General features: G+C 72.8%; 1 protein-coding gene (running past one end of the window). It reads left to right on the plus strand.

Going from position 1 to position 14,789, the window contains the following annotated elements:
• Positions 1 to 14,789, plus strand: partial view of a non-ribosomal peptide synthase/polyketide synthase gene (locus AB3X07_RS13420; RefSeq protein WP_369939097.1) — the 5' portion only. It continues 13,003 nt past the right edge of the window; only the first 14,789 of its 27,792 coding nucleotides appear in the window; it begins with the start codon at positions 1 to 3; the stop codon falls past the right edge of the window.

Genomic DNA, 14,789 nt, shown 5'->3' on the forward strand with positions numbered 1-14,789 from the left:
ATGAGCTGCGCATTGAAGCAACCGTTGTGGCACCCGTTGTCGGCTCCGCAGTTGGAAATGTGGTTCGCGCAGGCGTTCGAGCCGACCAATCCGTACTACGACGTCCGTGGCTACCTGGAGATCCATGCGGCAATCGATGTCCATGCCTGGCGCGAGGCGGTGGTCGCTTGCGTTGCCGAGACCGACGCACTGTGGTTGCATCTGGAAACCGGCGAAGCGGGGCCACGCCAGCGCGTGATGGAGCAGCCTCCATGCGTCGCCTTCGATGTTGTGGACGTGTCGACCGATCCCGATCCGCGCGCGCGCTCTCTCCGGCTGATACACGACAGAGCCGCACGCGTGCTGGAGCTGCCCTGCTCTCCGGGCGGCGCGCCCGCGTTCGAACATGCGCTGTTCAAGCTCGGGCCCGCGCACTACCGCTGGTACCAGCGTTATCACCATGTCGCGATCGATGGCTATTCCTATTCGTTGCTGACCGCTCGACTGATCGAGCTGTACGACGCGAACAGGCGCGGCGCCCCGATGCCGACGCCCCGCTTTGGAAGCGTACTGGCGTTGATCGCCGAGGACGCCGACTATCGCGGGTCCGAGCGCTACGCCAAGGATGCGTCCTACTGGCTAGAGCGCATGCGGGGCGCCCCCGAACGCGTGGCCCTAGATGGCCGCGCACCGCGGACGACGCCGGGTTTCCATCGCAGCACCACCCCGCTGCCTACCTCGCTCGTGGAAGCGCTACTGCGCACCGAGGCGAGCAGCGGAATCAAGTGGCCGCAATTGATGACCGCCGCTGTCGCGGCGTATCTGCAACGCATCGCCGGGCGCGAACGCATGCTGTTCGACTTCCCCGTTGCCTCGCGCTCGCGCACCAGCCGCGACATTCCCGGCACCGTCGCCAACGTGCTGCCGTTGTTGCTGGACTTTCCCGCCGATGCCACGCTGCAGACGGTCGCGACCGAGGCCTCGCGCGAGATCGGCCGCAGCCTGCGACATCAGGCCTACCGCGGCAAGGATCTGCTGCAGGCCATGGCCGACGGCGGCCAGCAGCGCTGTTTCGGTCCGCGCATCAACATCATTCCGTTCGATTACGCCTTCGATATCGAAGGTGGCAGTGCGACGGTGCATTCGCTTTCCAACGGCCAGGTCGGCGACGTGGCGGTGAGCCTGCAGGGAAAGATCGACCGGCCGGGGTGTGAGCTGCACCTCGACGGCAATTGCGAGGCCTACGCGCAGGCCGAGGTCGAAGCACACATGCGTCGTCTTCTGCGCTTCGCCGAGACCACCCTGACCTCGCCGGAACGCGCGTTGCGCGACATTCCGCTGCTCGATCCGCACGAGCGGCGGACCGTGCTGGAGACTTGGAACGCCACCACGCACGAGGTGGCGGTGGAGTCGGTGGCGGCCGCGTTCGCGCGCCAGGCCGCAGCGACGCCGGACGCGATCGCGGTGGTCGGCGAACACGTCGCATGGTGCTATGCCGAACTGGAGCGACGCGCGGATGCGCTCGCGCACGCACTGCGGCGGCACGGCGCCGCCGCCGAGCGCGGCGTCGGGATTCTGATGCAGCGCTCGCCCGAGCTGATCGTCGCGGTGCTCGCCGTGCTCAAGACCGGCGCCTACTACGTGCCGCTGCACGCCGCGCATCCGGACGCCCGCCTCAGCGCCCTGCTGGCCCAGACCGGCGCGCAGTTGCTCGTCGCCGACGCGTCCGCGCACGGACGCAGCATCGCCGCCGCCCACACGGTGCGCGTGGACGCCTTCGGGTTCGACGTGGCCGAGCCCGACGACCGGCCCGCTGCCGCCATCCACCCGGAGCAGTTGGCCTACGTCATGTTCACCTCCGGCTCCACCGGCATCCCCAAGGGCGTGGCCGTGCGCCAGCGCGACATCGTCGCCCTCGCCCGCGACCGCCGCTTCGACCACGGCCATGCCACCGTCCTGCTGCATTCCAGCCACGCCTTCGACGCCTCCACCTACGAACTGTGGGTGCCGTTGCTGCGCGGGGGCCGCGTCGCCGTGCTCGATGCCGACGCCGGCGATGCCCGCGACTACCAGCGCGCCATCAAACGCCACGGCGTCAGCGCCCTGTGGCTCACCGCCGGCCTGTTCCACGAGTTCGCCGACGCCGCGCCGGACCTGTTCGCGCCGCTGCAGCAGGTGCTGGCCGGCGGCGACGTGCTGCACCCCGCCGCGATCCGCCGCCTGCAGGCCCGTCATCCGCGCCTGCGCATCGTCAACGGCTACGGCCCGACCGAAACCACCACCTTCGCGCTCGCCGGCGCCGTCGAGCCCCTGGGCGAGGACGCCCCCAGCGTCGCGCTCGGCACCCCGCTCGACAACATGCAGGTCTATGTGCTCGACGCGGCCCTGCAGCCGGTGCCGGTCGGCGCGACCGGCGAGCTCTACATCGCCGGCGCCGGCCTGGCCCGCGGCTACCTCGGCCAAGCCGCGCTCAGCGCCGAGCGCTTCGTGGCCAATCCGTTCGCCGCCGGCGCTCGCATGTACCGCTCCGGCGACCTCGCCCGCTGGCGCGCCGATGGCCGCATCGACTTCCTCGGCCGCAGCGACCAGCAGGTCAAGCTGCGCGGCTTGCGCGTGGAGCTCGGCGAGATCGACGCGGCGCTGGCCGACCTGGGCGACGCGCCGGCCGCCACGCTGCTGCGCGAGGACCGGCCGGGCCAGAAGCAGCTCGTCGCCTATCTGGTCGCCGACGCGGTCGATGCCGATGCCCTGCGCGAGCGGCTCGCGCAACGTCTTCCGGCGTACATGCTGCCGGCCGCCTTCGTCGCCGTCCCCGCCCTGCCGCTGACCGCCAACGGCAAGCTCGACCGCCGCGCCCTGCCGGCGCCGTGCTTCGCGCCGGTCGCCGCGCGCGCCCCGCGCAACGCCGACGAAGCCGTGCTCTGCGAACTCTTCGCGCAAACGCTGGGGCTGGAGAACGTCGGCATCGATGACGATTTCTTCGGCATCGGTGGCCAGTCGCTGCTGGCCACCCGGTTGGTCGGCCACGCCCGGGCCGCGCTCGGCACCGAACTGAGTCTGCGCGACGTGTTCGAGGCGCGCACCCCCGAAGCGCTGGCACGCCGCTTGGCGCCCAGCCGGCACGCGCGCGCGGCGCCGACCGCGCAGCCGCGCCCGGCGCGCCTGCCGCTGTCCTACGCACAGCAGCGCCTGTGGTTCCTGCACCGGCTGGAAGGCCCAAGCCCCACCTACAACATCCCGCTCGCGCTGCGTCTGCAGGGCGCGCTCGATCTGCCTGCCCTGACCCGGACGCTGGCCGATGTCGTCGAGCGCCACGCCCCCCTGCGCACGGTGTTCGCCGATGGCGCCGACGGGACGCCCGAACAGCGCGTGCTGCCTGCGTTCGTGCCGGCATTGCATCACGCGCAATGCGCCGAGGACGAGGTCGCCGAGGCCTTGGCCGCGGCCGCGCGACACGCTTTCGACCTGGGGCGCGACGCGCCGCTGCGCGCGTCCCTGTTCGCCACCGGCGAGCGCCGCCATGTCCTGTTGTTGCTGTTGCACCACATCGCCGCCGACGGTGCTTCGCTGGCACCGCTCTGCGACGACCTCGGCCATGCCTATGCCGCGCGCGTGCGCGGCGCGGCGCCGGACTGGGCCCCGCTACCGCTGCACTATGCCGACTACGCGCTGTGGCAGCGGGCCACGCTCGGCGACCCGGCCGACCCGGATTCACCGTTGGCGCGCCAGCTCGCGCACTGGACCAGGGCGCTCGCCGAACTGCCCGAATACACCGAGCTGCCACGCGACCGTCCCGCCCCGGCCACCCCCAGCCAGCACGGCCGCAATCTGCGTTTCGCGCTCGACGCCGAGCTGCACGCCGCACTGCGACGGCGCGCCGGCGACTGCGGCGCGAGCGTGTTCATGCTGCTGCAGGCGGCACTCGCGGCGACGCTGAGCCGGCTCGGCGCCGGCAGCGACGTCGCCATCGGCACACCGGTGGTCGGACGCGACGATCCGGCGCTGGAACGCCTGGTCGGCATGTTCGTCAACACCCTGGTGCTGCGCACCGACACCTCCGGCAACCCGCGCCTGCAGGACCTGATCGAGCGCGCCCGCGCCAGCGCGCTGGCGGCCTATGCGCATCAGGACCTGCCGTTCGACCACCTGGTCGAGGCGCTGAACCCACAGCGCAGCCTGTCGCGCCATCCGCTGTTCCAGGTGATGCTGTCGCTGCAGTCCGGCACCGTGCCCGCGCCGCGCCTGCCGGGCCTGGAGTGCGCGGTGCTGGCATTCGACGCCGACGTCGCCAAGTTCGATCTGAGCTTCGACTTCACCGAACGCGGCGACGGCGGCGGCATCGACGTGCAGCTCGAGTACGCCACCGAACTCTTCGAGGATGGCACTGCCCGCGCGATCGCCGAGGCATTGCAACGCATGCTGCGGGCCATGGTGGAGGATCCCCGCGTACGTCTCGGCGACGTCGTCCTGGCCGACGCCAAGGAACTGCAACGCCGCCTGCTGGCCTCGCAGGGTCCGGATCTGGCCTGGGACGAGACCCTGACCCTGGCCGATGCATTCCAGGCCCAGGCCGCCGCGATGCCAGAGGCGGTGGCCCTGGTGTTCGGCGAGGAGGAACATCGCTACGTCGAGCTCGAGCGGCGCGCCAACCGCCTGGCGCAGGCACTGATCCAGTCCGGTGCCGGTCCCGGCGATCTCGTCGCCATCGCCCTGCCGCGCAGCGCCGACACCGTCGTCGCCATGCTCGCCGTGGCCAAGGCCGGCGCGGCCTGGATGCCGGTGCAGCTCGACGGCGACGTCGCGCGCCAGCGCGACCTGCTGGACGCCGCCGCGCCACGGGCGATCGTCGCCGACCGCGCCGGCGCGACCGTGCTCGGTGCCGACCCGGGCCGCTGCCTGCTGCTCGACGATCCCGCCTTGCAGACGCGCCTGGGCACCCTGCCCACGCATCCGCCGCGTGCCGGCGAACGCCGGCGCGCGCTGACGCCGGGCCATCCGGCGTACCTGATCCACACGTCCGGTTCGACCGGCAAGCCCAAGGGCGTGCTGGTCGCACAGGCCGCGCTCACGCACCTGTTCCAGCATCAGCGGGCCACGCTGTTCCGCGCCGCCGCCGCCGACGCCAGCGAACCGCGCCTGCGCGTCGCCCTGACCGCGCCGTTCGCCTTCGACACCGCGATCGAGGGCTTGCTGTGGCTGTGCGCGGGCCACGAACTGGACCTGATCGACGACGACGTCCGCCGCGACGGCGAACTGTTGATCGCGCACCTGCGCCAGCGCCGCATCCACGCCGTCGACCTGACCCCTGGCCACTTCGAGCAATTGCATGCGCGCGGCCTGCTCGACGCCGACCATTGGCATCCACGCAGCGTGATCCTCGGCGGCGAAGCGATCGCGCCGCACGTGTGGGCGCTGCTGGCATCGAACCCGCACGTCCGCGGCTACAACGTCTACGGGCCGACCGAGTACACGGTCGATGCCGCGTGCGCGGCCATCGCCGGCGATCGGGTCCAGGTCGGCCGGCCGCTGTCCGACACCCGCGCCGTGGTGCTGGACAACTGGCTGCGCCCGGCCGCCGACGGCGCCGCGGGCGAGTTGTACCTGTCCGGGCCAGGCCTGGCGCAAGGTTATCTGGGCCGCGCCGCGGCGACCGCCGAGCGCTTCGTCGCCGATCCGTTCGCACCCGGCCAGCGCATGTACCGCAGCGGCGACCGCGCGCGCCGCTGCGCCGACGGCGCGATCGAGGTGCTGGGCCGCGCCGACGAGCAGATCAAGATCCGCGGCTTCCGCATCGAGCCCGGCGAGGTGCGCTCGGCGCTGGCCGCGCTCGGCTTCGCGTCCAGCGCGGTGCTGGCGTTCGCCGACCATGCCGGGCGCAAGCGCCTGGTCGCCTACCTCGTCGCCGAGGCGTTCGACGCGGACATGGTGCGTGCGCAGTTGGCGACGCGGCTGCCGGACTACATGGTGCCCGTGGCGCTGCTGCGGGTGGACGCATTGCCGCTGACCGCCAACGGCAAGCTCGACCGCAAGGCGTTGCCGGTGCCTGACCTAGAACGCGGCGCGGGGCACGGCATGGCGGCGCGCAACGACACCGAGCGGGCGCTCGCCGCCGCCTTTGCGCAGGTCCTCGGCCTGCACGAGGTCGGCATCGACGATGGCTTCTTCGCCCTGGGCGGGGACAGCATCAGCTCGATCCAACTGCTCGGCCGCGCCCGCGAGGCCGGCCTGGCGTTGAACGCGCGCGACGTGTTCCAGCACCAGAGCGTGCGCGCGCTGGCGGCCATCGCCGTGCCGCTGGCGCCGCAGAACGCGACGCGGCGGCCGCAGGTTGCGCGCGACGGGCAGTTCCCGGCTCTGCCGGCGATGGCCGAGTTGTTCGCGCAGACCCGCCATTACCACCAGTTCCAGCAATCGCTGCTGCTGCGCGTGCCGATGCTGCAGGCCGACGTGCTGGAGGCCGCATTGCGCGCGCTGCGCGACACCCACGATGCGCTGCGTCTGCGACTGGACGACGATCGCGGCCCGCGGATCGAAGCGGCGGACGCCGCGCAGCCGGTCGCATTGCGGCGCATCGACGCCCTCGCCCTCGATGCCACAGGGCTCGAGCGCTGCATCGCCGAGCAGGCCCAGGCCGCGCAAGAGCGGCTGGACCCGCATGCCGGCCGCGTGCTGGAAGCGGTCTGGTTCGACCGTGGCGCCGATTCGCGCCTGCTGCTGTGCGCGCACCATCTCGCGGTGGACGGGGTTTCCTGGCGGATCCTGGTGCCGGATCTGCGCAGCGCCTACGCGCAGGCCGCGCGCGGCGGCGATATCGCGCTCGCGCCGGTGCCGACGTCGCTGCGGCAATGGGCACTGGCCTTGCCGCGCGCCGCGCAGGAGCGTCGCGCGCAACTGGACGGCTGGATCGCCGCATGCGCCGGCGAAGATCCCTTGCCATTGCCGCGCACGCCCGATCCGAGCCGCGACACCCTGGCCACGCAGCGCCGCCTGAGCCTGCGGCTGGACGCCACCACCACCCGCACGCTGCTGACCCACGCGCCCGAATTGGTGCGTGGCCGCGTCAACGACGTGCTGCTGACCGCCTTCGCCCAGGCCCTGAGCGGCTGGCACGGGGGCGATGAGGCCTGGATCGACCTGGAAGGCCACGGCCGTGAAAGCGGCCTGCTCGAAGGCTGCGACCTGTCGCGCACGGTCGGCTGGTTCACCAGCGTGGCGCCGCTGCGCCTGCGACTGCCGGCCGGCGGCGATGCGCTGCGCGCGCTGAAGTCGATCAAGGAGCAATTGCGGGCGGTGCCCGACAACGGCGTCGGCTACGGCCTGCTGCACTATCTCGACGACATCGGCCGCGCCGCGCTGGGCGCATGCGCGGCGCCGGCGGTCGGGTTCAACTACCTTGGCCGCTTCGATCTGGACGGTGGCGGCGACTGGAGCGTCGTCGACAGCGCGGCGCTGGGCAGCGGCGGCGAACCGCAACAGGCGCTGGCGCACGCACTGGAACTCAACGCGCTGACCGTGGCCGGCCGCGATGGCCCCGAACTGTGCGCGCACTGGAGCTGGGCCGACGGACTGCTGGAGGAAGCGCAGGTGCGCGCGGTCGCCGACGCCTGGTTCCAGCGCCTGCGCGCGATCGTCGCACTCGCCGGCGCGGACGCGACGCCGCGGCTCACGCCTTCGGACCTGGAGCTGGTGGCGCTCGAGCAGGACCAGATCGAGCACCTGGAGCGCGAACGCCCGCTGGCGGAGATCCTGCCGCTGTCGCCGCTGCAGGATGGCCTGCTGTTTCATGCCCTGTTCGACCGCACCGCGCCCGATGCCTACCTCACCCAGATGGTGTTCGCGCTCGATGGCGCGCTCGATCCGGACCGGCTCGAACGCGCCGCCAACGCGTTGCTGGTGCGCCATCCGCACCTGGGCGCGGCGTTCGCGCACGCCGGGCTGGCGCAGCCGGTGCAACTGATCGCCCGGCACATGCGCGCGCCTTGGCACATCATCGACCTCAGCGCGCTGAGCGACGCCCACCGCGAAAGCGAACTGCAGGCGCGACTCGCCGACGACGCGCAGCGCGGCTTCGATCCGGCCCGGCCGCCGCTGCTGCGTTTCAGCCTGCTGAGGCTGGAACCGGCACGCCACCTGCTCGCCTTCACCAGCCACCACCTGCTGCTCGACGGCTGGTCCTCACCGATCCTGATGCGCGAACTGTTCGCGCTGTACCGCGACGATGGCGATGCCGCACTGGCGCCGGCCACGCCGTTTCGCGATTACCTGCGCTGGCTGCGCTCGCGCGACACCGAAGCCGCCGCCACCGCGTGGCGCGAGGCGCTGGCGGACCTGGACGAACCGACCCGCATCGCCCCGACCGCTACCGCCACGCCGGGGGCGGCGGTGCAGGTGCACGCGCACCGTCTCGACGCCGCGCTGAGCGCGCGCATCGACGCGCAGGCACGGCAGCTGGGCGTGACCAAGGCGACCCTGATCCAGGCGGCCTGGGCGCTGGTGCTCGCCCAGTTCGCGCACTGCGACGACGTGGTGTTCGGCGCCACCGTGGCGGTCCGTCCGGCGGAACTGGCCGGCGCCGAGGACATGGTCGGCCTGTTCATCAACACCTTGCCGCTGCGGCTGCGGCTGCGCCCGCGGGAGCGCGTGGCGCAGTTGCTGCGTCGCCTGCAGAACGCGCAATCGCGATTGCTCGAACACCAGCATCTGGGCCTGAGCGAGGTACACCGACTCAGCGGCCATGGCGAGCTCTTCGATACCCTGGTGGTGTTCGAGAACTTCCCCATCGGCGGCGATCCGTCCGGCGCGGGCGATGCCGGACCGGGATTGCGCGTCCACTTCCACAGCCATCGCGGCGGCGACGCCTCGCACTACCCGCTCGGCCTGACCGCGGTGCCGGGCGAGCGCCTGCACTTGAAGATCGGCTACCGCCCCGACCTGTTCGGCCGCGGCGCCGTGCAGGCGCTGGCCGCGCGCCTGGAGCGCGCGCTCGACGGGCTGGCCGACGATCCGCAGCGACGCGTGGCCGCGATCGACCTGCTCGGCGAGGCCGCGCGCGCGCAGGCGCGCGCCTGGAACGACACCGCGCACGCGTTCCCCGACGCCACCTTGCCGGCGCTGTTCGCCGAACAGGCCGCGCGCACGCCCGACGCGATCGCCGTCGCCTTCGATGGCCAGTCGCTGCGCTATGGCGAACTCGATGCGCGTGCCAATCGTCTGGCCCGCGTCCTGGTCGCCGAGGGCGTCGGCCCGGAGTGCGTGGTCGGCGCGGCCTTGCCGCGTTCGCTGGACCTGATCGTCGCGCTGTACGCGATCCACAAGGCCGGCGCCGCCTATCTGCCGCTGGATACCGACTATCCAGCCGAGCGCCTGGCGTACATGCTCGCCGATGCGCGCCCGCAGCGCGTGCTGACTCGCCTGGACGTGCGCGCGCGGCTGCCGGCCGAGGCGCCCATGCTGTGCCTGGACCAGGCCGATTTCGCCGCGCGCGTGGCCGCCGCCGACGCGCGGCCACTGGTCACGGCCGAGCTGCGCGCGCCGCTGCGGCCACAGCATCCCGCCTACGTGATCTACACGTCCGGCTCGACCGGCCGGCCCAAGGGCGTCGTCAACAGCCATCGCGGCATCGTCAACCGCCTGACCTGGATGCAGCACGCCTATGCGCTGCACGCCGACGACGCGGTGCTGCAGAAGACGCCATCGAGCTTCGACGTCTCGGTGTGGGAATTCTTCTGGCCGTTGCTGCACGGCGCGCGCCTGGTCGTGGCCAGGCCCGACGGCCACCGCGATCCGGCCTACCTGGCCGAGCTGATCGAGCGCGAACGCATCACCACCGTGCACTTCGTCCCGTCGATGCTCGACGCCTTCCTCGCGTCCTTCGCTGCGCGGCCCGGCGCCGACCCCGCCGCGGCCTGCGCCAGCCTGCGCCGGATCCTGTGCAGCGGCGAAGCCCTGCCCGGCGAACTGCGCGACCGCGTGCGCACGTGCATCGGCCGGCCGCTGCACAACCTCTACGGCCCCACCGAAGCGGCGGTGGACGTCACCGCCTGGGCCTGCCGCGACGACGAGCATGACGCCTGCGTGCCGATCGGCGCGCCGATCTGGAATACCCGCCTGTACGTGCTGGACCCTGCACTGCGCGCGCTGCCGGCGGGCGTGCCGGGCGAGCTGTATCTGGCCGGTGCCAACCTCGCCCGCGGCTACCTCGGCCGCCCGGGACTGAGCGCGGAGCGCTTCGTCGCCGATCCCTTCGCCGCCGACGGCAGCCGCATGTACCGCAGCGGCGACCTGGCGCGATGGCGCGAGGACGGCGTGGTCGAGTACCTCGGCCGTGTCGATCAGCAGGTCAAGATCCGCGGCCTGCGCATCGAACTGGGCGAGATCGAATCGGCGCTGGCCAGTGCCGGTTACGCGCACAACGCCGTGATCGCGCGCGAAGATCGGCCTGGGGACAAGCGCCTGGTCGCGTACGTCGCCGCGCCTGCGTTCGATGCGGACGCGGCTCGCGCGCACCTGGCGCGCGCCCTGCCGGACTACATGGTCCCGGCCGCGTTCGTGCGTCTGGATGCGCTGCCGCTCTCGCCCAACGGCAAGCTCGAGCGCAAAGCGCTGCCAGCGCCGGAGTTCCAGGCCGCCGCGTCGACGCGCGGCCCGCGCGATGCCAGCGAGGCGCGGCTGTGCGCGCTGTTCGCGCAGGTGCTCGGTATCGAACGGGTGGGCATCGACGACAACTTCTTCGCCCTCGGCGGCCACTCGCTGCTGGCGACGCGGCTGATCGGCCGGGTGCGCGCCGAACTGGACGTGGAACTGCCGATCCGCGCGCTGTTCGAAGCGCCTACGGTCGCCGCCTTCGCCCAACGGCTGCGCGAGGGCGGGCGCGCGCGCGCGCCGTTGCGGCCGCGCCCGCGGCCCACCGTGCTGCCGCTGTCCTATGCGCAGCAACGGCTGTGGTTCCTGCATCAGCTCGAAGGCCCGAGCGCGGTCCACAATGTCGCGCTGACGCTGCGCCTGCGCGGCGCGCTCGACCCGCTGGCGCTGCAGCGCGCGCTGGACGACGTGGCCACGCGCCACGAAATCCTGCGTACCGTGTTCGATGGCGGCGATACCCCGAGCCAGCGCGTGCTCGACCGAGGCCCGGCGACGCTGCATCGCGCCGCGTGCTCGCCCCAGGATCTCGACCACGCCCTGCAGCAAGCCGCGGCCCACGCCTTCGACCTGGAACACGAGGCGCCGCTGCGCGCGACGCTGTTCGCGCTCGACCGGGACGAACACCTCCTGCTGATCCTGCTGCACCACATCGCCGCCGACGGCGGTTCGCTGGCGCCGCTGCTGGAGGATCTCGCCTGCGCCTACGGCGCGCGCATCGAAGGCCGCGCGCCGGCCTGGACGCCGTTGCCGGTGCAGTACGCCGACTACACGCTGTGGCAGCGCGAACTGCTCGCGCGCGACGCCGCCGACGGCCCGCATGCGCGGCAACTGGCGTGGTGGCGCGAACGGCTGCACGGCCTGCCCGAGCAACTGAGCCTGCCGAGCGATCGGCCGCGCCCGGCGCGCGCCAGCTATCGCGGCGGCAGCCTGCCGCTGGCGATCGAGCCCGGCCTGCACCGGCGCCTGAGCGAACTGGCCGCGCAGCGCCACGCCACCCTGTTCATGGTGTTGCAGGCCGCCCTGGCCGCGCTGCTGACCCGCCTGGGCGCAGGCACCGACATCACCATCGGCAGCCCGATCGCCGGCCGCACCGATGCGGCGCTGGAGCCGTTGGTCGGCCTGTTCCTCAATACCCTGGTGCTGCGCACCGACACCGCCGGCAATCCGTCCTTCGACCAATTGCTTGCCCGCGTGCGCGAGGCCGACCTGGCCGCCTACGAGCACCAGGACCTGCCGTTCGAGCAACTGGTCGAGGCGCTCAATCCGGCGCGCTCGATGGCCCACCACCCGCTGTTCCAAGTGATGCTGGTGCTGCAGAACCACGCACCGGCGCAACCGCGGCTGCCTGGCCTGGCATGCAGCGAACACCCGCTGCCCTCGCGCAGCGCCAAGTTCGACCTGAGCTTCGATTTCGCCGAGCGCCCCGCCGCCGGCGGGATCGACGGCACGCTCGAGTACGCCCTGGACCTGTTCGACGCCGACAGCGCGCGGGCGCTCGGCGAGCGCTTGTTGCGCGTGCTCGACGCGGCGGCCGCGGCACCGTCGCGGAGCATCGCCGCGATCGACCTGCTCGGCGTGGACGAGCGCCGGCGCCTGTTCGCGCATGCCGAGTCCACGGCGCGTGCCCAGCCCGGACAGACGCTGCCCGCGCTGCTGCAGGCGCAGGTGCGGCGCAGCCCCGACCGCGTGGCCGCGCGCTGCGGCGACGCGGCGTGGAGCTATGCGGCGCTCGATGCGCGCGGCAACCGGCTCGCCCACGCGCTGATCGCGCGCGGCATCGGTGCCGAAGACATCGTCGCGGTCGCGCTGCCGCGATCGCTGGACATGCTCGCGGCCCTGCTCGGCACGCTCAAGGCCGGCGCCGCCTACCTGCCGCTGGATCCGGACTATCCGGCCGAACGCCTGAACGACATGCTCGCCGACGCGCGTCCGGCCTGCGTGCTCGGCGACCGTGCGACGCTGGCGCGGCTGCAGACCGGCGCCTGCCCGTCGCTGGCCCTCGACGATGCGGCGGTCCAGGCCGAGCTCGAAGGCCGCCCCGCGCACGTTCCCGACGACGCCGAGCGCCCGCGCGCGCTGCATCCGCGCCATCCGGCCTACGTGATCTATACCTCCGGTTCGACCGGCCGGCCCAAGGGCGTGCAGATCGAACACCTCGCCCTGGAGAACTTCCTGTGCGCGATGCAACGCGCACCGGGCCTGCGCGGCGGGGAGCGGCTGCTCGCGCTGACCCCGATCTCGTTCGACATCGCCGCGCTCGAGCTGTTCCTGCCGCTGCTGTGCGGCGCCGAGGTGGACATCGCCCCGCGCGCGCTGGCCGGCGACGGCGAACGCCTGCGGGCCCACATCGAAGCCACCGCGCCGACCACGATCCAGGCCACGCCCGCGACCTGGCAGATGCTACGCGGTGCCGGCTGGATGCCGTCGCCCGCGTTGCGCGCCCTGTGCGGCGGCGAGGCGCTCCCGGCGGAACTGGCGCAGTTCCTCGCCGCTGGCGCCGGCGCGCTGTGGAATCTGTACGGTCCGACCGAGACCACCATCTGGTCGCTGGCCGGTCCCGTCCACGGCGGCCAGCCGGTGCGCATCGGCGTGCCGATCGACAATACCCGCGTCTACCTGCTCGACGCCGCGCTGCAGCCGGTCCCCATTGGCGTGAGCGGCGAGCTGTATCTGGCCGGCGACGGCCTCGCCCGCGGCTACTTGCACCGTCCAGGCCTGAGCGCGGAACGCTTCGTCGCCGATCCGCATGCCGGCGCCGGGCGCGCCGGCGCGCGCATGTACCGCACCGGCGACCTCGCGCGCTGGTGCGCCGACGGCAGCCTGGAGTTCCTCGGCCGCGTCGATCACCAGGTCAAGATCCGCGGCTTCCGCATCGAACTGGGCGAAATCGAATCGGTACTGGCCGAACTCGGTCATGCCCGCAACGTGGTGGTCGCGCGCGACGACGCGGACGGGTTGAAGCGCCTGGTCGCCTACGTCGTGGCCGACTCGCTGGATGCCGTCGCGCTGCGGCGCGCGCTCGCCGTGCGCCTGCCCGAGCACATGCTTCCCTCCGCGTTCGTCGCGCTCGCGGCGCTGCCGCTGACACCGAACGGCAAGATCGACCGCCTCGCGCTGCCCGCACCCGGGCGCCAGCGCGAGGCCTACCGCGCGCCGCGCACACCGCAGCAACGGCACCTGTGCGATCTGTTCGCGCAGGTGCTGGGACTGGATGGCGCCGATGGCCAGGCCATCGGCCTGGACGACCACTTCTTCGCCCTCGGCGGCCATTCGCTGCTCGCCACCCGCCTAGTCAGCCGTATCCGCGCCGAACTGGCCGTGGATCTGCCGCTGCGCACGCTGTTCGAAGCGCCAACCGTCGAGGCCCTGGCGCAGGCCCTGGCCGGCGCCGACGGCGCGCGTCCGCCGCTGCGCCCGCAGGCGCGACCGCCGCGACTGCCGCTGTCCTACGCGCAGCGGCGGCTGTGGTTCATCCAGCAGTTCGAGCGCCAGTCCGGCCACGGCGGCGCCGGCGCCGGCGCCGGCGCAGCCTACAACATCCCGATGCCGCTGCGCCTGCGCGGACGCCTGCAGCGTGGCGCGTTCGACGCCGCCGTCGCCGACGTGCTGGCGCGCCACGAAAGCCTGCGCACCGTGTTCCCGGAGATCGACGGCACGCCTTGCCAGCACGTCGTCGCCGCCGAGGACGCGCGCAACGTGCTCCAGTTCGCCAGCGTCGACGCGCGGGCGCTGGACGAGGAACTGCGCGCGCGCGCCCTGCACGTGTTCGACCTCGCCGCCGAACTGCCGCTGCGCGTCGCCGTGCTGAGCGTGTCGGACGACGACCACGTGCTGCTGCTGGTGCTGCATCACATCGCAGGCGACGGCTCCTCGCTGGCGCCGCTGGCGCGCGACCTGGGTCGCGCCTACGCCGCGCGCCTGCAGGGCGCGGCACCGGACTGGGCGCCGCTGCCGGTGCAGTACCCCGACTACACCCTGTGGCAGCAGCGCCTGCTCGGCAGCGAACGCGATCCCGCCAGCCTGATCGCGCGGCAGTTCGACTACTGGCGCGGACAGCTCGCCGGCCTGCCCGAGCGCATCGAACTGCCGACCGACCGCCCGCGTCCGGCGGTGGCCAGCCTGCGCGGACGGCAGTGGGCCCTGCGCATCGACGCGCCGCTGCACGCGCG

Source organism: Xanthomonas sp. DAR 35659 (assembly GCF_041242975.1).
Lineage (GTDB): Bacteria > Pseudomonadota > Gammaproteobacteria > Xanthomonadales > Xanthomonadaceae > Xanthomonas_A > Xanthomonas_A medicagonis.